Consider the following 19336-nt stretch of genomic DNA (forward strand, 5'->3'; position numbering starts at 1 on the left):
GCTTAAGCCAACACACTACGTCGGTAGTCGCCTAACACAGCGCACTCATCGTCACTTATTTGTTGGCTCGGATTGGCCCCGAGCATATCAATGGTATGCGCAGCCAAGCGCTGCAGCAGCGCCACATTATTAGCCAAGCTGTGGCTTACATCTAAGCTATCATCTTCCAATACACGGCTAAACTGTTTTAGGCAAGGAACCTCAAATTGATTCATAAAAAGACCTTGCGCTGGCAACACAATTCGCTGTTTGGCGCGCTGTCGAAACTCGCCTTGCACGCGCTCGTTTAATGCTTGAGCCTCGCGTAGATTGGGATTTAAGCTACGCATCAAAGTTACGTCAGTAACCGCATTTCGAAAGAACAATAGACTCAGCACGCCCCAATAATACGCATAGTCCCAAACCAACTTAAGCGACATCATTCGACGATCACCAAAGCCACCATACTCACCGTTATATAGTGACAAGGTGCTGGCAAAAAAGGACTGATTCATCGACTCAAATACGCGACTCTTAAGTCGAATATCGTGCCCACTAAACGAGTCACCAACTAGTTCACTAATAAATGTATTGTTGAACGCAATAAAATCACTGCCGGGCGAATAAAACGGGTCGGCAAACACACCAGATTCACCGGTGACGCCCCAACCTAGATCCGAGAACATTTGTTGGCAACCGTGTGAGTAATCATTAATCACTACGTAGTCCAAGATGCGCGCGCCTTCAATTGATGCAGCACACTGTGGATGGTGCTGTTGCAACCACGCGAAGGTGGCTTCAAAACAACTAAAATCACCGGCAGCGAGTGCCTGATCGTCCATTACCATGCCAAAACTAGTCGCGCCATTATCGAGTGGAATAACCCAAATCCAATAGCCGGGCCCCATTAAATGATTGGTACTTAACCAGCGCGTGCCCGCCTGCTTAATTCTGGCTCGCCAATCAGCATCGCTCGACCAATCATCCAATTTGACCTGTTTATCGATACGAAACCACAGCGCATTGCCTTTGTGTCCGCTGTCCTGTTGCAAGCCCAGTTGGTTTTTTATCAGGGCTTGTCGACCCGCAGCGTCAATCAACCATCGACTTGAGAAACGTTGCTCACGCGCACCGTTAGTCACGGTTAACTGTTTGAGTTCGCCAGACACATCAAGATGTTTCGTTGTAACGCCGTCTAATACTTCCACACCATCAGCGGACACCGACGTGTGTAAGTAATTCTCGATTGCACCACGATCAATTTGATAGGTTGGAATACCGAACAACTCGCTAACGCCTAATTCATCTTGTTGCGCAAAGTCAGATTGTGGCGTTCCGAAAAAACAACGTAGCCCGTGTTTACGTAAATGCCGCTCACTGAAATGCTCACGCAGACCAAGGGTATAGGTAAGATAGCGCGAGCCAATCTCGACCGTCGATTCACCGACTTTGGCGGTTTTCTCTGGCACCGGAAATTGGTTGCGCTCAACCACCAAGATATCCAACTCTGGCTTAGTCTGCTTTAACTGACGGGCAAGTGTTAAGCCAGCAAGTCCGCCACCTGCGATGATCACGTCTTTATGGATAACACTCATACTAGCTAAGCTTCTCGACGCGCAACGCAGTTTGACCGCTGAGCGGCATTGCTAAGGTGTCATGCTCGCCGCTCATCAATAACTGTAGGAATGGCAAGATTCGGGCCACCGGATTGGTTTCATAGCACGCTTGCAACTCGCCCCGCCAATTGCCAGCTGGCCAATCAACAGATGCTTGCGACACCGATGCACTAAACCGACTCGCACTCGGATCGGCAATCGCCGTAGGCGCAATTACGATCGAGGTAGCGAACGAAGTATCATTCTTTAACAACGGTTTTAACACCGCGGATGCTGGTGCATCGTAGAAGGTAAGCAGCAATGCACGCTGCTCAACCTCAGCCTGAGTTAGTGCCTCCAACAGGGTTAAAGACACCGATTCGTTAAAACCCGCTACGGAGTTAGCTGCTTGCATGCAGCCAGTGCTTATCGTCCAATAACCGGCCGCCGCATTATGTACCGAGTTGTGAAATTTGGTTGGCGAGAGCGCTTTGTTATCACTCGCCAGTACTTTGCACATGTAGTCAGTCAGCGCGGTGTCACCAAGCCCGGACACGAACACACACGCCACCTCAGCCGGATCAACATCTGCCGCATCACAAGCCTGACTTGAGGCTTCCACCGCCAAACGAACGGGTAACGGTGCACGGCGACGTTCGTTGGCCGGAATCACCGCAGGTTTGGGCCCCTTTGACCCATCATCGGCCAGCTCACCACCAACCAACAAGGTACGCAAATCTTCCCAATTACGGGCATTGAGCCCCCACGCACCGACCCCTAATACTGAAAACGAAATTGGCTTCATGCGACTCTCCCAAATACCAAGCAACAATTATTACCACCGAACCCAAATGAGTTCGATAGCACATAACTTAACTCTCTTACAATATTGTCGGCTTGTACCGAAAGACTCAATTGCTGGTCCAACTCCGTTAAGTTCAATGAACCCGGAATGACACCGCGTTGCAAGGCATCCACTGCGATCAAGGCTTCGGTAATTCCTGCCGCCCCGAGAGTATGCCCCATCCACGCTTTAGTCGATGAAACCTGAGTTGTTGTGGGAAATAGTTTGGCAATCAATTGGCCCTCAATCAAATCGTTAGCGCGACTCGAGGTGCCATGCAAATTTATATAATCGATTTGCTCTGCTTGCAGGTCGGCCATCGCCAACGCTTGTTGCATCGCGAGTTCGGCGCCGAGCCCGTCGGGATGCGGATGCGACATGTGATGAGCATCGGAACTTTCGCCGTATCCGACAAGCCGAATGCCGGTGTCAGCATGGCCTTCGTCAGCACGCACCAAAATGGCGTAACCAGACGCTTCGCCCAGATTAATGCCATCACGATGCTGATCCAGCGGCATGCACTGGTTTTCGGAGATCAGCTGTAAGGAATCAAAGCCATGCAACACGCTTAAACACAGGGTGTCGACTCCGCCAACCAACACCGCATCAACAACCCCCAACTCCAACCACCGAGCACCTGTGGCAAACACTTTAGCGCTAGACGAACACGCCGTGTTGATCGTCATCGCTGGCCCAGTAATTCCGGTCATATGTGCCACATACAAACTCGGTGCATGAGGGTTATGTACCCGAGCTTGGCGAAATGGTGGACTCAATTCATCATCTTGCAACTCTCGATAAGCCGACTCAGTACGATCGATACTCGAGGTACTCGACCCCATCACAATACCAAGGCGAGACGGTTGATATTGTTGCTTCAGCTTATCAATATTGACGCGTAAGTCACCTTGCTGATAACCCAACGCAGCCAACGCGTTATTGCGACTTTGCCATTCGCCCAGCGTTTGCTCACAGGCTTCGATTCCTGCGACCCGGCCGACCCAGGTATTCAAATCAGAATTAGGCAAATCGTTTTTGCGTAGCCCAGATCGCTGGGCGTCAATTGACTGCCGCAGTTCCGCCACATTTACGCCGGCGGCTGAGGTAGATTGATAATCTAATAAACGTATGTCCATAAAGGTAAGCCGCGTGCTCTCAGCCACAGTAAATTAAGGGTAGCGCCATCATCGGCGATGGCTTTCGGATTCTATCAAAGTTAGACTCCTTGTACCGAACCAAGCGGTCGATTAACTGGGAAACGTAATAAATATGAAGCTCTTAACCTTATTCAAGCGTAGCCGTACCCATCGCGCCACTGTATTACTAGGATTACCAATCGGTCTAAGCGCATTGTTTGCTTGCAGCGCTCTGCAAGCAAAAGAACTGCCATTATGGGAATTGGGCTTAGGTTTGGGCGGTCTCCACCAGCCCTACTATGTCGGAACCAAACAAACTCGCAGTTTTGCGTTTCCGGTGCCCGTGCCGATATACCGCGGCCACATTTTCAAATCGGATGAAGAAGGAGTCCGCGCACTGCTGCTAAATAATGATCGTGCCCGTTTAGAAATGAGCCTCGATTTTAATTTAGCCATCGACAGCGGAGATGTTGACCTAAGAGCCGGTATGCCTGACATCGACAGTCGCTTACAAATCGGCCCATCTTTAGAGTTAAAGATAGCAGAGACTGACCACGACCGTTGGTTAGTAAATTTACCGGTACGCGCCAATTTTGGCGTCGGTGAAAACGGTATCGATGAATCTGGCTTCACGTTTGCTCCCAATGTGACGTACTTTCGCGACTTCGAGTGGAAACAAAAACCGTGGCGTGCAGGCATAGCCTTAGGCCCACAATTTGGTACTCGCGAGTATCAGAATGTGTATTACGGTGTTGAAGAGGAGTTTGCCACCGAAGCAAGGCCAGCGTTTGAAGCCGACAGCGGTTACTCTGGCTCGCGCCTATTGATGACCCTCCGCTCGAAAAATGCAGATCGCCTGTGGGTCTGGTTTTTACGCTATGAAAATATCAGTGGAGCGTCATTTGAAGACTCGCCACTAGTCGAAACAAATGATGGCTTGTCGGTAGGCATAATCTACAGCCGATTTTTATTTAGATCGAAGCAAATGATTACGCGTAACAAGAGACACTAACACCCAAAACCGCTGGTTATTCTTTTGCAACACCCCACACCGCAAACTCATTGCCACTCGGTTCAATAAAATGGAACCGACGGCCACCCGGGAAGTCGAAAATGGGCTTATTGATAATGCCACCATTAGCGGCCACCTTGGCCAAGGTACTTTCTAAGTCGTCACTATAGAATACCGTGAGCGCACCACCATGCTCAGTCAAGCTTGCAAGTTGCGCGTGATAAAACCCACCTTCGACACCTTGATTATCGAACGCGGTGTATTCAGGCCCATAATCAGTAAAACGCCATCCAAAGACTTTTTCAAAAAAGGCCTTAGTGGCTGCCAAGTCAAAGGCCGCGTACTCGAGATAATTAATTTTTTCGTGCTGACTCATAACAGTAACCTTTTTAGATTTTCCCCAACCCGCTTGACCTATTCTAATCTCACAACCAATCAATTGTCTGCAAAAGCTTGCCGCGCTGGTAATCTCGCCGTAAGATGCTCACATGTGAATTTGTTCTTGAACGAACACCAATAGCCCCAAAGCCACAGTCGTTAGGTTTTGTGGGCAGAAAATTGGGTAGGGAAATATAGACGTGCATACGCTTACCACGAGCGTGTGAGCGATCGGTTTAACCTCTACGCTCGTAGTTTGAGCCATCTTGGTTGTGTGTGCATACGCCACACATATCCACAGAACATGGTCAGACCCCTCTGCTGAAATCGCCTGTATTTCTCTGACAACGCTGTCGTCCCAACTGTCTAATTGCTTGGCTTTACGCCGAGGCTATGACCGTTCCTTCATCCTCACTGTTTGCGTCTTATGAGCATCCCCCCTAATACGGATGTTTATAGACATTTGTTTTTACCCACCACAGGAGATTTACAAGCATGAAAACACGATTTTCTAAATCGATGCTTACCGCACCTGACTCTACCCAGACTTCTCGCCTACCAAAGGCTCGAAAGTTAGCTATCTGTACGCTTAGCAGCGTTTTGATTGCTGTGTCTGGTATGACAACAGCTAGTGCACAAAACCTAACCGTTGCCGATAAGCAGCCAACTCAAAGCGTCTTGATTCCCCACAACATGCCGGGCAATACCTATATTGTGCAGCTATCCGAGCCTTCGGTTGCAAGCTACGATGGCGGAATACAAGGTTTCGCGGCAACCAGCGCCAAAGCAACGAATAGCAGTAAGCTACAAACCAAGTCCCCAGCGGCGCGGCAGTACACCAACCATCTACGTAAAACACAGTCTACGGCACTTGCCAACGCATCCAGCCAACTAGGCCGACCATTAACACCAAAGTTTGAGTATCAGCACGCTATTAACGGCTTTGCCGTTGATTTGTCAGATTCTGAAGCTCAAGCTCTGGCTAAGATGCCCGGCGTAAAAAGTGTTCAACGTGAGCGCTTAGAGTACACACTTACCGATACCGGTCCGCAGTGGATCGATGCGCCAAAACTGTGGAACAACGGTAGCCGCTCTAGTCAAGGTGAAGGCATGGTTGTCGCCATTCTTGACTCTGGGATCAACAGCGACCACCCATCTTTCGCTGATGTTGGTGGCGACGGCTATAACCACGAGAACCCGCTTGGAAGTGGAAACTATTTGCCAGGCAGTTACTGCGACACCGTCGACCCAGCATTCTGTAATGATAAACTGATCGGTGCTTGGGACTTCATTGACCTTGACGGAACAATACCCGAAGATGATGACGGCCACGGTAGTCACACGGCATCAACCACCGCGGGTAACGTAATTGTAGGTGCGACCGCTGAAGCTCCTACTACCATCATTCAAGCCAATGTTTCGGGCGTGGCGCCACATGCGAATATTATCGCGTATGACGTATGTCAACGGACTTGCCCTGGTTCCGCACTAGTGGCTGCCATCAACCAAGTAATTATCGATGCCGGCAACCTTCCAAACGGAATCGCGGCATTAAATTACTCTATCTCCGGCGGTACTGATCCTTACAATGATGCGGTCGAACTCGGCTTTCTTGCTGCCGTAGAAGCCGGTATCTATGTATCAGCATCTGGCGGCAACTCAGGTCCTACAGCCGGCACTGTCGCGCATTTAGGCCCATGGGTTTCGACCACTGCCGCATCAACTCATGATCGTAGTCTAGATAGCTCACTTACTGGGCTTACAAGCTCTGGTGGCGGTTTAGCAAATATCGACGGAGCTAGCTTTACTTCTGGCTATGGACCCGCGCCGATCGTTAATTCAGCTGATTATGAAGACCAGTTCCCTGGCGCAACACTGTGCGGTATCGGTGAATCTGGTGAAGGCAACACCTCGCCATTTCCTCCCGGCACTTTTAACGGCGAAATCGTCGCTTGTACCCGTGGTGCTTATGGCCGAGTCGAGAAAGGTCAAAACGTGCTATTTGGCGGAGCTGGTGGCTATATCTTAATGGATAACGGCGCTGGACTTGTGGCTGACCCTCATGCACTACCAGCTGTTCATATTTCAGCAGCCGATGGCGCTACGTTAGCGACATGGTTAGCTGACAATAAGGACAACAATCCAATGGGGTCGATAGCGGACTTTTCGGTGTCTTATGCAGACGTCAATGGTGATGTTATGGGCGGATTTAGTTCTCGTGGACCGAACAATGCTTTTAGTGTTTTAAAGCCTGATGTCACCGCACCCGGTGTCTCCATTTTGGCAGCACTTAGCAATAGCGACTCGCCACCGGAATACGGCTTCCTCAGTGGCACATCAATGTCGAGCCCACACAACGCTGGTGCTGGTGCACTACTGACTGCGGCACGCCCAGATTGGACGCCTATTGAGATTAAGTCAGCGCTGATGCTGACCGCTAAAACCGAAAACACCTACAAAGAAGATGGTGTAACGCCAACTGACCCCTTTGATCTTGGTGCCGGACGTATTCAACTTGGTGAAGCCGATCTTTCCGGCCTTATTATGAGTGAGACTATTGCCAATTTTGAAGCGGCTAACCCAGCCTTAGGTGGTGACCCCAAAACCTTGAACTTGGCCAGCGTAATGGATGGCAATTGCGTCGGTACTTGTTCATGGACGCGAACCGTGACCAATGCGCTTGACCGCACAGGTTACTGGAACGTAACCGCAACCGGTGAAGGCTTTGATGCAGACGTATCGATTACACCAAGATCGCGTAGTCGAGATTACAACTTGAAGCTTGCCCCAGGCCAAAGTGGAACGATCACCGTAACAGCGGAAAACTACACTTCTGATATCGGCTGGCAGTTCGGCGTAATTGAATTGGAATCCAAAAGCGCACGATCAGGGCATGGCTACGGGCATGACCGTCGTGGTGGAAACCGACATCGAAAGAGTGGGCCGGATTTAAGTATGCCTATGGCTGTCAACGCATCGAAAAGCACCGACGCTGCGCTGTTTAATAAAACAGTTGATTCAGCGACAGCTTCTCGCGGTGATATTCTAACCTATGAGATAACGGTACAAAATGGTCAACTTATTGACGAAATCACCGTAGCGGATAAGCTTCCTAAAGGTACTAAATTCGTTCGTGGTTCTGAAAATGAAGTGATAGTGGCGGGTTCTACCACCACACCGTTAAGCTATAATTCACGCAACAAAACAGTCACTTGGACTGGTGAGTTAGAACCTGGCGCACTGCAAATTGTCAACACGCCAACATCGTCGCCATTCGGCTTTTTACCACTTAGTAATCTTGGTATCACACCGTTAACCGGTGACTGTAACGGGTCTTGTGATGAAGGTGGGTTCTATTTTACCGAACTTGATCCTTATTCATATAATGGACAAAGCAACACTGAAATTCTTATTTCAGTAAACGGTACCGTTGAAGCGGGATCAGCCAGCCTAGATTTTTCCAACTACATTAACACTGAGTTACCCGATGGCGTTGAGCCGAATAACATTCTTGCACCGTTTTGGACTGACTTAAATTTAAGCGCTGGTGGAGAAATGTATTTTGCGACACTAAATGCTGGTCCAGGATTTGTTTGGCATGTCGTTGAATGGTCAAATGTTCCAATCTGGTCAGCAACCCCTGGTCCAGGCGTTCCAACCGTCAGTATGCAAGTGTGGATGGGCGTTGATAATTCAGCGGTTGAAGGTGACATCCATTACGTTTACGGTCCAATCGGAAGTCCTATCGATTTTGCGACTGTTGGCGCTGAAGATGCAGCAGGTACTACCGGTACCAACTACTTCTTTGATGGTGTCGGCACTATGCCAGCCGCAGGAGATGAGCTGTTAATATCCTCGGTTCCAGGCGGATCAGCCACACTGAGCTTCCAAGTTGAAGCAAAGTGTCGTAACAGCCGTCGCCATGGCAAGCTGCTGATAAACCAAGCTAACTTGAGCAGTGGGGACACCAGTGAACAAGCTATAGCAGTCACTGAATGTAGTCACCGTCACCGCTAGCAATGTGATGCACACGCTGAACATTAGGCTTACTTAGCTAGTGACTTCAGGTTAAAGGGAGTAGAGAGCAATCTCTGCTCCCTTTTTTATGGTTGATCAGCTGTTAAGCACTGTCAAGGTGCTTTAAAAACGCCCACTTGCGCCCTCGGCTGGCGATTCAGCGCGTTCCTCAGAGCAGGAAAATGGTCGACCAAATTGGCTAGCATGATAGCTATATGATTCGCCCTGCGCCGACAATATGATTCGTACGCCGGGCACCAATGCTTGAGTATAAACGCGCCCCTCAGCAGGACAACCCAAGGCACCAGACCGCCAAGTGACTGCGGTAGCCTGAGTTACTGAAACTTGCTCGAGTTCAACCCCGAGACGCTCAGCCAGCTCAGCTCGTGCGAAATCGACTTGCTGTTGCTGCTTCATTTTTTCCTTCATAGTAGATTTTTGATCCGCGTCGACGTGCAATGGGGTCGGTTCGAGTTGCTTCCCTTTCACCGTAAATTTTGGAGCCACGCTCTCTGCCGCCATCGCGTTTAGGCAGAACTGAGAAACGGCCAAGCTTGCTATGATGATACATTTCATACCTACTTACCTCATTAGATTAGGTTATCTCGCTCTCATCCACTTGCCAAAATTGGCAAACGGTAATTCGATAATCCGATATCATCATTGTAACTTTCGGCGCGAAAAAAGAGATGTTTTAGTAATTTTTGCCTATATTTGGTAATGAAACAACAACGAGGTAATCAATGATGTTAGGTCGACAAACGTTGAAATCCCTTGGGCTGCTAGGCTCTATAGCTAGCCTGTTAATAGTGTCCGGCTGTACGAGCATACCTAAGGCTCAGCCACAGCAAGCCTGGATGCAGGACGTAATAAATTACCAATTTACCCTTGGTGCCGATCATCAGGACTCGATCGAGCGCCTCTACCAAGTGACACCAGAAATGCGCGCCACCGTCGTCAAACGGTTTGGCCACCTACCGGGCTCACGTGCAGTTCGCAAAATGGCAATGTGGTTGGTCGACGAACAAGGCAAAAAAATGGATTACGACGTGAACGCTAATTTTCGCCCAATCGAAACATTTTATAGAAATCGTGGTAATTGTTTAAGCTTTACATTATTGCTCGTTCAACTAGCTCATGAGTTAGATATAGACTTAAAGATAAATGAAGTCGACCTGCCCAATATGTGGGGCGAAAACCAAGAAAGTGGCCTGGTTTTCTATCGCCATGTAAACGCCATCCATAAGTCTGATCGTTATACCCAAGTATTTGACTTAGCACTTGAAGAATACGGCCCAGGCTACCCTCAGCGCTATATTTCTAAACGCGAAGCCGCAGCACTCTTGTTTAGCAATATCGGCATCCAACGAATGCTTGCCGAAGACTACCAAGTAGCTCAGCATTATTTGAAACTAGCCGTTTCACTGAGCCAAGAGAATTCTGATATGTGGATTAATTTAGCCGCCGGATATCGTCGCTCCGGCAATGACTATTTAGCAGAGAAAAGCTATCTACATGCCCAAAAATTAAACGATAAAGATAGCTTAGCAGCAAGTAATTTGGAGCGTTTGTATCGCTCACAAGGGCGTGCATTGCTCGCTGATCGATATAAAAAACTGGCACATCGCGCACGCCAAAAGAACCCCTATTTGCACTTTCATAAAGCACAGACAGCATTTAAGTCAAAGCACTTTGCCGACGCCAAAAGAGCCATCAAGCGCGCGATCAAACTGTATGATCGAGATCCACAATTTTATGAGTTGAGTAGCCGAATCCATCAAGTCGAAAATGACTACGTAACAGCCATAAAGAACCTAGAAACCGCACACAACATCTCACAATCAGCCGCAGAACGTGGTCGCTATGCTAGTAAAGTTGATTTGGTGATCGCTCGAGCAAAACAGCAAGCGGCCAATAACCAAGCTTCACGAGCTAATAAAAACGCCGACGCTATGCTGCTGCAAAGGAAGCTTAGGGAGCTGTTTTAATGTCTTTCCGCGTACAGTGCCACGCCTTGCTGGTTCAGCTGCATCGCTATTTCATTGCGATGTAGCAAGAAGTTTAAATGCGCTAAGGTTTCACCGGTAGCCAACAGTGTGTCAACCTGGCTAAGTTTACGATTAAACAGCACAGACCGTGCTTGAATCGCCGAAATAGGCGCTTGCACCGCTAGCCTTAACTCATTCAACTGTTCATGATGATCGTCAATCAGGTGCTGCATGCGCTGAGCTATGCCATAAAATGGTTCCTGATGAGACGGCAATATCAAGGTGTCGTTGGGAATTGAGTCTCGCAGTTTTTCACAGGAAGTAATCCAATCACCAAGGGGGTCCGCATGGCGATTCGCTGGGTAAACACTCACGTTAGATGAAATTCGCGGTATAGCCTGGTCGCCCGAAATCATGACACCTAGCTCTGCACAGTAAAGACAAGAGTGTTCTGGTGAATGCCCATTCCCAGTCACTACTTGCCAGCTCCGATCTCGAATAAGTACGGCATCGGCCTCTTGAATAAAAACACACTGTTCTGGCTGAACACGGTCGCTCTTGGGTTTCTCCTCACTTAGAAAGAATGGTAAAAACCGTTCAACCACATCTTGCTCGTAGCCCAGCTCTTGAAGGTAATCGTTGACCATACTTGCCACCTGACTTTGGTCGCGGGTATGAATACTATGGTAGAGCTCGAATTCACCCTTAGAGATCAAAATTGGACAGTCACAACGTGCCGCTAACCAAGCTGCTAAACCGATATGATCCGGATGAAAGTGCGTGACAATAACCCGTTTTACATCATTGGGCGCAAGCATAGTATCAAACACTTGATCCCAAACCGATTTACACAAATCTGAATCGTAACCCGAATCAACTATGGTCCAACCATCATGCTCCTTTAGCAACCAAAGATTGATATGGTCGAGCGCAATTGGCAGCGGCATGCGCAACCAAAACACGCCATCAGCAACCTCAAATGGAACGCCCGGCTCAGGGCTCCAACCACGCTTAAAAGGGTAGTCTAATGGCTCTGTCGGTCTAGTATTTCGCGAATTGTGTGTCAAAATAACGGCCTGATAATTAGTGCTGTTGTTCAGTATAAGGACACATTCTTAGTCGGTCTGTGACACTCGCGCTCGAAAAATCGGCATTTTCTATCGCTCGATTAGTACGATTTTCTTATATAAATATAAATGCTTATTACTTTTTTTTCTAAGACTGCGGCGCTATAGTCGCGAGTCACAGGGGCGATTTCGATTACCCAAATTTGATTAAGGCCGTCAGGTTTATTTTATGTATCAGTACGACTCCATTGACAAAACCATTGTTGCGGAACGCGTTGAGCAATTTCGCGACCAGGTTAAGCGTCACCTAGCGGGCGAGTTAAGCGCGTCTGACTTACAACCACTGCGATTGCGCAATGGCTTGTATATGCAGATTCACGCTCACATGTTGCGTGTCTCTATTCCATATGGATTGCTAAGTGCCCAACAAATGCGCACCTTGGCACATGTAGCGCGCAAATATGACCGCGGCTACGGGCATTTTACTACACGGCAAAATATTCAATTTAACTGGCCTGCGCTGGCCGACGTGCCAGACATTTTGGAAGATTTGTCGAAAGTCGAAATGCACTCGATACAGACTAGCGGCAACTGCATCCGCAATATTTCATCTGATCATTACGCCGGCGTCGCGACCGATGAAATCATCGATCCTCGTCCTTATTGTGAGATTATTCGGCAGTGGTCGACGTTACACCCAGAATTCTACTGGTTGCCCCGCAAATTCAAGATCGCCGTGACTGGCGCGACCACCGACCGCGCGGCTGTGCAGTTTCATGATATTGGTCTAGAAGTGGTCGAGCATGCGACCCAAGGCATTGGTTTTCGCGTGTATGTAGGTGGCGGCTTAGGTCGAACGCCGGTGATTGGCAAAGTCATTAAAGAATTTCTGCCCCGCGCGGATATCCTTTCGTACTGCGAAGCCGTTCTGCGTGTTTATAATTTACACGGTCGTCGCGACAACAAGTTCAAAGCACGCATCAAAATTTTGGTTAACGCGCTAGGTATTGATGAATTCCGCGATCAAGTAGAGGCCGATTGGGCGCATTTTAAAGATGGTGAACTAAAACTACACGACACCGACTTCGAAACCATGCAGGGATTTTTCCCGCCACCGAATTATGTTGAACTCGATGACGGTGATACGCGAGTTGAAAAATGGCGTCAGTTAGACAGCCGTTTCAAAGCATGGTACGACAACAATACTGCCGCACATCGGCAAGCTGGCTATCGCATTGTTAATGTCTCGTTGAAAGAACACGGCGTCGCACCAGGTGATGCCACTGATGCGCAAATGGACGCATTAGCTGATATCGCCGAGCAATTCAGCTTTGGCGAAATTCGCGTAACACACGAACAAAACCTAGTATTGGCCGACGTCGAAGAACGCCAACTACTCGATATATGGAAGGCACTAGACGCAGTGAGATTGGCCACACCAAATATCGGTTCGGTTAACGATATGATTTGTTGTCCTGGGCTAGACTTTTGCTCACTTGCAAACGCTAGCTCAATCTCTATTGCCAAGCAAATTAATGAGAAGTTCAACGACTTCCAAGCGCTCTATGATATTGGCGAAGTAAAACTCAAGATGTCTGGTTGCATGAACGCTTGCGGTCATCATCATGTTGGACATATTGGTATTCTTGGCGTCGACAAAAAAGGCGAAGAGTGGTATCAGCTCACGGTAGGCGGCGATGCGTCAAATCAAGCTGCGTTGGGCGCTCGCTTAGGCCCAGCGATTGCTAAGGATAAAGTCAGCGATGCAATTGACGATATATTGAGCGTGTATCGCGAGCAACGTGACGAAGGAGAACGCTTGCTTGATACCTTCCGTCGCGTCGGGGTCGATCCGTTCAAAGACAGAGTCTACGCGGAGGAAGCGTAATGGTAGCAAATCGCAGTATTAAAGCACGCCCGAAGGCTACGCCAGATCGAATACAAGAAAACATTCAAACCGCTCAGGCGATACTCGATCATGCCATTGTCGATAACGATTTACTGCATATTGCTGAAACCGAGGAGTTAACGATAGGTGACTTACCCGAGGGCAATATTAGCGTTCCACTCAACCTTTGGCTTGAGAATAAAGACGATCTAAAACGCCGCTCAGGAGTACTCGCGGTGCAGATTGCTGCCGACGAAGATCCAGCCGACTTGATCGATGACTTAGCGGATATCAGCATGATCGTGCTGCCGTTTGTTAGCCACGTTGATGGTCGCTCCTACACGCACGCATCGACCTTACGCAAACGCTATAACTATACTGGTGAGATACGCGCTATCGGCGATGTTAAATTTGATCAGCTGGGCTTCTTGACTCGGGTTGGTTGTAATGCATTTGAATTACCAGAGAGCGAGAACCTCTCTACCGCTTTACGAGCATTTTCAGAGTTCAGTGAGGTTTATCAACCGTCTGCGGACCAGTCACGCTTAATTTTTTCACGACGTCGCGCCATTCACTGATAAATAGTTGCTACTAAATTTAACTTAACTGAAGACTTGAAAGTCAATCTAAGCGCCTGCACATATTAGTCATGACACATATTACGTTTGTTAAAAAAATATTAGCCAACGGCGAGCTTTGCAAGAAATGCTTAGAAGTCTCTGACCGGCTAGAATCCGAAGGTTTAATCGACTCGATCAACCATATTGCGATCGCTGATGAACGTGATAATGATTCCGAAGGCGCACGACTCGCGAAGAAATATGAAGTCGCACGCGCGCCGTTTTTTCTAGTCGAGGATGCTGCTGGTCATGTCGAAGTATTTGATATTTATTTCAAATTTAAGAAATTCATGGCTGAACAAGGCATTGGCTCCACGTCAAAAGTAGCTTTGTAGCAGGCACCGGTAAGCATGGATCCAAACTTATTACTTAAAATCGGAATCGTTGTATTCGTGTTTGCGTTACCGGTCTACATTGTCTATTTGGTAATCAAGTCAAATAAAACCAAATAGACTAAACCAGTTTTAATTCGACTTGCTTACAGCCAAGCCGCCAGAAGCCTGACATGTCGGCATCAACTCAATTTCATTAATGTTCACGTGCTCAGGTAAGCTAACAACCCAGCGGATTGTCTCGGCGATATCTTCCGGCGTTAGGGCCTGACAATCTTGGTAAACCGCATTAGCAGAGTCCTTATCACCGTGAAAACGTACCAAGGAGAACTCCGTATTGCCGATAATGCCGGGCACCAGATTAGTCACCCGAATTTGCTTACCTAACAAATCAGCTCGCAAATTTTTAGAGAACTGCGCCACAAATGCCTTGGTTGCGCCATACGCATTGCCACCGCGGTAAGCATAGTTTCCGGCAATTGATCCCAAATTGATGACATGTCCGGTGTTGCGCGCGACCATCGCCGGTAACACTTGGTGCGTTAAGTAGGCCAATGACACACAGTTCGTTTGAATCATGGTCTGCCAATCACTCCAATCAGCAGTATCAGCCGGATTCAAGCCAAGTGCCAACCCCGCGTTATTCACGAGCACATCTATATCTTTAAAGGCTTGCGGTAAATTTTGTAATGCTTGGTCTAACGCCTCGTGATCATTTATATCGCAGGCTATCAAATGTGATGCTACCGACAATTCATTCTGTAACTCTTGCAACTTATCGAGTCGTCGCGCTAGCAAGATCAGTTGATACCCTTGCTCAGCAAGTATCAGGGCAGTGGCACGTCCAATGCCAACAGAGGCGCCAGTGATAAGTGCAGTTTTAGATTTCATTGTGACTCCAGACCATTCGGTAAAGCATAATCGTGACACTGAAAATTATCGACTTCCAAACAAAATTGGGACGACGATCAATGTCGGCTGCTAAGTTTATATGATCAAAGCGGCCTCACTGCAAGCCCTAAAGACAAATCATCGCCACCGCTTGATTAAGCGCCTTGAGTGCAAAGCACATCGATTCGACTGGCTCTAATTTCTGCAAGCTACCGGTATTAGCCGACACCACAAAGTCTGGACTACCGACCACATACAACTCGCCGTCTGGGCCTTCGCCAAAACCGGTAACATGCATACCCAGCGCCCGATTTAGTCTTAGCTCACGCATAGTGTCATTGGCATCAATATAGAACAGGCGACCATCAGGAGTGCCAAACCCGCGCCCCCAGTCACCAAACACATAATGACCGTTTAGCTGCGGTATTGCCGAGCCTCGATACACCTGACCGCCAATCACAGATATACCTTCACCGTGGTCGTACTCGACCACAGGGTCCATTAATGGGGGATGGGTTTGACCGTTCGGTGGCGTTTCACTTACGTAGGTTAAGCCATCGACTACGGAAAAATAGAAGCTACCCTCTTTGTAGTTCCATCCAAGGTTAGCGCCGGCGGCCGCAGATGGCACGCGGTTTATCTCTTCAATGGCGTCCTGCCCAACATCACCAATATACAAATCAAAAGCATTGCCTGTGCCTTGCTCAACGGCAAATCGATATGGGTTACGTAAACCGTAAACATAGATTTCATCTAAGCCTGTTTGTCCTACAAACGGATTATCGATCGGTATGCCATATCGTCCATTGGCGGGCGCGGGAGCATCAATATCAATCCTAAGTATTGCCCCTAATGGCGAAGTAAAATCTCGAGCATTGCCGTCTAACACATGACCATCACCGGCATCGTTGGCGTTACCACCGTCGCCCAATGCTATAAATAGATAGCCTTGTGGCCCAAACTCGAGCATACCGCCATTGTGATTATACTGCGGCTGGTCGACAATCAATATGCTGCGCTTGTTATCTAATTGTGGCGACGCCGACATTGGACCTAACACTTGCCACTCGGTTACCACTGACATGTGGTCAGCCGCTTGCCCTGTCGGCATAGTCGAAAAATGTGCCGCTCCAGCTACATAAGGAGCTGAATAGTAAGTAATGATTTTGCGGTTATTGGCATAATCTGGATGAAAGGCAAAGCCTAATAGTCCACGCTCATCGTAGCCTGGAAAACCAGGAATTGGGCTACCATAATCAGCAACCAACTCGGCACTAAAGTCTAAAAACAATTGCTTCTCACCGGTCGCCAACGCCACACGCCAAACCGAACCACCTTGCTCGACCACATACATGTGAGCTGGCTCATCGGGCGCGGTTAACGCTGCAACTGGCGCAGTAAAACCATTCGCAACAGTTTTCAAGCCCAGCTCCGGGCCTCCTTTAGTAATAGCCGTTGGTATTGGGTTGACGGTCGAGCAAGTTCGTTCAGTATCACCTTGATCAATCAACAAAGCGCACGGCAACGTTGTGGGCGGGCTAATTACTTTGCTTGGTGTAGCATCACCTCTAAAGCGAATTAGATTAACCGCGCCTTGACGCCACCCGGGTTGCGCGCCGGCATTAATTTCCTGCAAAAAAGTCGGTGAGCCGCCATTATTTGGGTCACTTAACAGATCTTCAACATCTTCTAAGCTCGTCTTTAGGCGCTGCTCGAGATTAGAAATATTACTATTTAACCCATATAGTTCTCGTACTAGCCAACCATACCTATTCCAGCCATTACCGCCGCCACCGCGCTCGTGACACATCTGACAGACAGCATCATTTGATTGCGACTGACCACCGTACATGTCGCCCCACCAACCTAAATATTCATCACGCGCGCTGGCATTGTGTACACTCAATACCAATAGTAATCCGAGCGCTATAAAGCCCTTGATTATGTGCTTAAACCTACCCATTTAACGGCTAACTCAACAAGCTGGCAAACATACCGGCGGACTCAATAATTGCAGCTTCACCGATGTAGCCTGGAGCTGTACGCGGAAACACAACGCTGCCTGAATTAGGCGCAACCCAATCACAAACCGACGCGAACAGCGGATCAATGCTAGTGCGAGGATCAATATCGGGCGTATTTAGCGACAGGTCATCGTACTTATCAATTTCGGCTTCAGGGAATAACTCTCCATACACACCACCATTAACTCGCTCGCCGATTACGAACATGATATTACCTTTACCGTGATCGGTACCACCATCCCCATTGTCGCGAATCTGTCGGCCAAATTCGCCAGCAACAGTAATCACCATTTTATCTAGGTCTAGTGAGTTCATTTCAGCCCACAATGCAGAAAAGCCACCATGTAGCGCATTGCCGTCGACCGGAGTATTGCCGTACCGTCCACCAAAAATATCCTTGAAACCGTTTTCAATACCACGATTAAGATCGGGGTCATTAACATCTTGTGCGTTAGCACCTTGCCGCTGATCTCCATGGCTGTCCCAACCACCGTAACTCATAGACACAGCCCGAACGTCGAGTATGTGGTTAGCCGCGCACACGTCATAGAGATTGCGTATTTGTCGGCCAAATCCGTAGCCATTACGCAGTACTCGGCGTGCTTCATTATTGGCATTAGGGTTGACCGGAACGCCATCAATTGAAATAGCTCGATGCAACGCCTCTATATGCGGTGGTTCTGGTAAATCAGCCAATTGTTCTCGAATACGTCGACCAAACTCTCGGACCTTACTCTCATGATCCATGAATTTTTCGTACGCCTCACTGACCTGTTCGTTCCGTGCACCTTGATAGTAATTCTTGAGCGCCCGCGCCATTTTATCTTGTGGCCGATAAAACTGATTTTGCGTTAAATCGTACTCATTCAGCCCGATTTCGCGAGAGTTTTGCACCGCAATTAGGTCACGATTATCGATCGCATTATGATCATAGTTTGGAGCAAGCCCCTGTGGACCAAAGCAGAAACCACTAGGCGTATTAGTAACTGAAATCATATTACCGCCAGCGGAACGCGCTAACCTTCCGCCCCAACCAGAACGATCGCCATTATTCAGCCCAGACAGTACGTTTCCTTGGTTTAGCTGCAACGTAGATAAGTCATGTGCTCGGTTAGTACCCCCCACGGCATTACACACAACCGCCACATTGCCAGCGCGAAACATGTCGATTAACCAACCGGCCTCTCGCCAAATTCCAAACGTTACACCACTGTTGATATTCGCGGGATCTGCCAAACCACCAGTCCAGTTACCGGCACCGACTGTGATCGGATAATAGTCATCATTCCAACGTTGCTGCCAGCTTGTTGGGTTCTCTGATAGATCATGCGATCGCCAGCGGTGACTCCAATACTGGTAACCAAAGCTATTGGTGTTACTGTCGAACTCCGGAACAATTAGATGGCGAAAATCCGGGCCGCCCTCTAACAATAGATTAACCAAGAGTCGGTTTTCTAAAGGCTCGAAACCAGCGATTGCATCGTTAACGAAACGCGGTAAAGAACCCGCTCCAAATAACAGACTTGTGTATAAAGATGATTGTAAAAATTGACGTCTATCCATGA

15 protein-coding genes are annotated in these 19336 nt (G+C 48.4%); 6 read left to right on the top strand and 9 right to left on the bottom strand.

Translation table 11 applies throughout. The annotated features are described in order from the left end of the window. Window positions 1–2 precede the first annotated feature (2 nt). The 3 genes from DFR28_RS05530 to DFR28_RS05540 are packed head-to-tail and all read right to left on the bottom strand — an operon-like array spanning window position 3 to window position 3554. Entirely contained in the window at window positions 3–1574 is a 1572-nt protein-coding gene (locus tag DFR28_RS05530; RefSeq protein WP_113953266.1) for an NAD(P)/FAD-dependent oxidoreductase, read from the bottom strand. A 1-nt stretch (window position 1575) separates the two neighbouring features. Continuing rightward, complete coding sequence (locus DFR28_RS05535; protein WP_113953267.1) at window positions 1576–2379, bottom strand: beta-ketoacyl synthase chain length factor; 804 nt, start codon at window positions 2377–2379, stop codon at window positions 1576–1578. After that, window positions 2376–3554 carry a beta-ketoacyl-ACP synthase gene (locus DFR28_RS05540; RefSeq protein WP_113953268.1) on the bottom strand — a complete coding sequence of 393 codons (1179 nt, stop codon included), beginning with the start codon at window positions 3552–3554 and terminating at the stop codon, window positions 2376–2378. The genes DFR28_RS05535 and DFR28_RS05540 overlap by 4 nt, the downstream gene beginning before the upstream one ends. Window positions 3555–3687: 133 nt before the next feature. Here DFR28_RS05540 and DFR28_RS05545 point away from each other — a divergent pair, with 133 nt between their 5' ends. Beyond that, complete coding sequence (locus tag DFR28_RS05545) at window positions 3688–4566, top strand: MipA/OmpV family protein (protein WP_113953269.1); 879 nt, start codon at window positions 3688–3690, stop codon at window positions 4564–4566. Window positions 4567–4582: 16 nt separating this feature from the next. On the opposite strand, the gene DFR28_RS05550 is transcribed toward DFR28_RS05545, so the two are convergent. After that, the gene (locus DFR28_RS05550) at window positions 4583–4942 is read right to left on the bottom strand and encodes a VOC family protein (RefSeq protein ID WP_113953270.1); all 360 of its coding nucleotides are present in this window, start codon (window positions 4940–4942) and stop codon (window positions 4583–4585) included. 497 nt (window positions 4943–5439) lie between these two features. On the opposite strand from DFR28_RS05550, the gene DFR28_RS05555 reads away from it, so the two are divergent. Next, window positions 5440–8961: a S8 family serine peptidase gene (locus DFR28_RS05555; protein ID WP_113953271.1), complete on the top strand. Its 3522-nt coding sequence runs from the start codon at window positions 5440–5442 to the stop codon at window positions 8959–8961. 123 nt (window positions 8962–9084) lie between these two features. Here the strand turns inward: DFR28_RS05555 and DFR28_RS05560 are convergent, their stop codons facing one another. Further along, a complete protein-coding gene (locus DFR28_RS05560; protein WP_113953272.1) occupies window positions 9085–9537 on the bottom strand; it encodes a hypothetical protein in 453 nt (150 codons plus the stop codon). A 170-nt stretch (window positions 9538–9707) separates the two neighbouring features. Between DFR28_RS05560 and DFR28_RS05565 the strand changes: the two genes are divergently transcribed. Further along, entirely contained in the window at window positions 9708–10949 is a 1242-nt protein-coding gene (locus DFR28_RS05565; protein WP_113953273.1) for a tetratricopeptide repeat protein, read from the top strand. Here the strand turns inward: DFR28_RS05565 and DFR28_RS05570 are convergent. After that, window positions 10946–12016 (bottom strand): MBL fold metallo-hydrolase, encoded by a 1071-nt coding sequence (locus DFR28_RS05570; RefSeq protein ID WP_113953274.1) that lies wholly within the window; start codon window positions 12014–12016, stop codon window positions 10946–10948. The two genes, DFR28_RS05565 and DFR28_RS05570, sit on opposite strands and share 4 nt — an antisense overlap. Before the next feature lie 229 nt (window positions 12017–12245). Between DFR28_RS05570 and DFR28_RS05575 the strand changes: the two genes are divergently transcribed. The 3 genes from DFR28_RS05575 to DFR28_RS05585 all read left to right on the top strand — a co-directional run bounded on the left by DFR28_RS05575 (window position 12246) and on the right by DFR28_RS05585 (window position 14859). Then, a complete protein-coding gene (locus DFR28_RS05575; RefSeq protein ID WP_113953275.1) occupies window positions 12246–13904 on the top strand; it encodes a nitrite/sulfite reductase in 1659 nt (552 codons plus the stop codon). Continuing rightward, complete coding sequence (locus DFR28_RS05580) at window positions 13904–14482, top strand: DUF934 domain-containing protein (protein WP_113953276.1); 579 nt, start codon at window positions 13904–13906, stop codon at window positions 14480–14482. The genes DFR28_RS05575 and DFR28_RS05580 overlap by 1 nt, the downstream gene beginning before the upstream one ends. 71 nt (window positions 14483–14553) lie before the next feature. Beyond that, the gene (locus DFR28_RS05585) at window positions 14554–14859 is read left to right on the top strand and encodes a hypothetical protein (protein ID WP_113953277.1); all 306 of its coding nucleotides are present in this window, start codon (window positions 14554–14556) and stop codon (window positions 14857–14859) included. Window positions 14860–14988: 129 nt separating this feature from the next. Here DFR28_RS05585 and DFR28_RS05590 read toward each other — a convergent pair whose 3' ends face one another. The 3 genes from DFR28_RS05590 to DFR28_RS05600 all read right to left on the bottom strand — a co-directional run bounded on the left by DFR28_RS05590 (window position 14989) and on the right by DFR28_RS05600 (window position 19334). Further along, entirely contained in the window at window positions 14989–15747 is a 759-nt protein-coding gene (locus DFR28_RS05590) for an SDR family NAD(P)-dependent oxidoreductase (protein WP_113953278.1), read from the bottom strand. Between the two features lie 127 nt (window positions 15748–15874). Continuing rightward, on the bottom strand, window positions 15875–17710 hold the full coding sequence (locus tag DFR28_RS05595; protein WP_113953279.1) for a PQQ-dependent sugar dehydrogenase: 1836 nt from the start codon (window positions 17708–17710) through the stop codon (window positions 15875–15877). Between the two features lie 7 nt (window positions 17711–17717). After that, a complete protein-coding gene (locus DFR28_RS05600; RefSeq protein WP_211316877.1) occupies window positions 17718–19334 on the bottom strand; it encodes a DUF1501 domain-containing protein in 1617 nt (538 codons plus the stop codon). Window positions 19335–19336: the final 2 nt, after the last annotated feature.

Origin of the sequence: Arenicella xantha (assembly GCF_003315245.1) — a bacterium.
GTDB lineage: Bacteria > Pseudomonadota > Gammaproteobacteria > Arenicellales > Arenicellaceae > Arenicella > Arenicella xantha.

Coding starts and splice junctions, on each gene's coding strand:
- DFR28_RS05530 (WP_113953266.1), bottom strand. CDS start 1,574: ATGAGTGTTATCCATAAAGACGTGATCATCGCAGGTGGCGGACTTGCT.
- DFR28_RS05535 (WP_113953267.1), bottom strand. CDS start 2,379: ATGAAGCCAATTTCGTTTTCAGTATTAGGGGTCGGTGCGTGGGGGCTC.
- DFR28_RS05540 (WP_113953268.1), bottom strand. CDS start 3,554: ATGGACATACGTTTATTAGATTATCAATCTACCTCAGCCGCCGGCGTA.
- DFR28_RS05545 (WP_113953269.1), top strand. CDS start 3,688: ATGAAGCTCTTAACCTTATTCAAGCGTAGCCGTACCCATCGCGCCACT.
- DFR28_RS05550 (WP_113953270.1), bottom strand. CDS start 4,942: ATGAGTCAGCACGAAAAAATTAATTATCTCGAGTACGCGGCCTTTGAC.
- DFR28_RS05555 (WP_113953271.1), top strand. CDS start 5,440: ATGAAAACACGATTTTCTAAATCGATGCTTACCGCACCTGACTCTACC.
- DFR28_RS05560 (WP_113953272.1), bottom strand. CDS start 9,537: ATGAAATGTATCATCATAGCAAGCTTGGCCGTTTCTCAGTTCTGCCTA.
- DFR28_RS05565 (WP_113953273.1), top strand. CDS start 9,708: ATGTTAGGTCGACAAACGTTGAAATCCCTTGGGCTGCTAGGCTCTATA.
- DFR28_RS05575 (WP_113953275.1), top strand. CDS start 12,246: ATGTATCAGTACGACTCCATTGACAAAACCATTGTTGCGGAACGCGTT.
- DFR28_RS05580 (WP_113953276.1), top strand. CDS start 13,904: ATGGTAGCAAATCGCAGTATTAAAGCACGCCCGAAGGCTACGCCAGAT.
- DFR28_RS05585 (WP_113953277.1), top strand. CDS start 14,554: ATGACACATATTACGTTTGTTAAAAAAATATTAGCCAACGGCGAGCTT.
- DFR28_RS05590 (WP_113953278.1), bottom strand. CDS start 15,747: ATGAAATCTAAAACTGCACTTATCACTGGCGCCTCTGTTGGCATTGGA.
- DFR28_RS05595 (WP_113953279.1), bottom strand. CDS start 17,710: ATGGGTAGGTTTAAGCACATAATCAAGGGCTTTATAGCGCTCGGATTA.
- DFR28_RS05600 (WP_211316877.1), bottom strand. CDS start 19,334: ATGGATAGACGTCAATTTTTACAATCATCTTTATACACAAGTCTGTTA.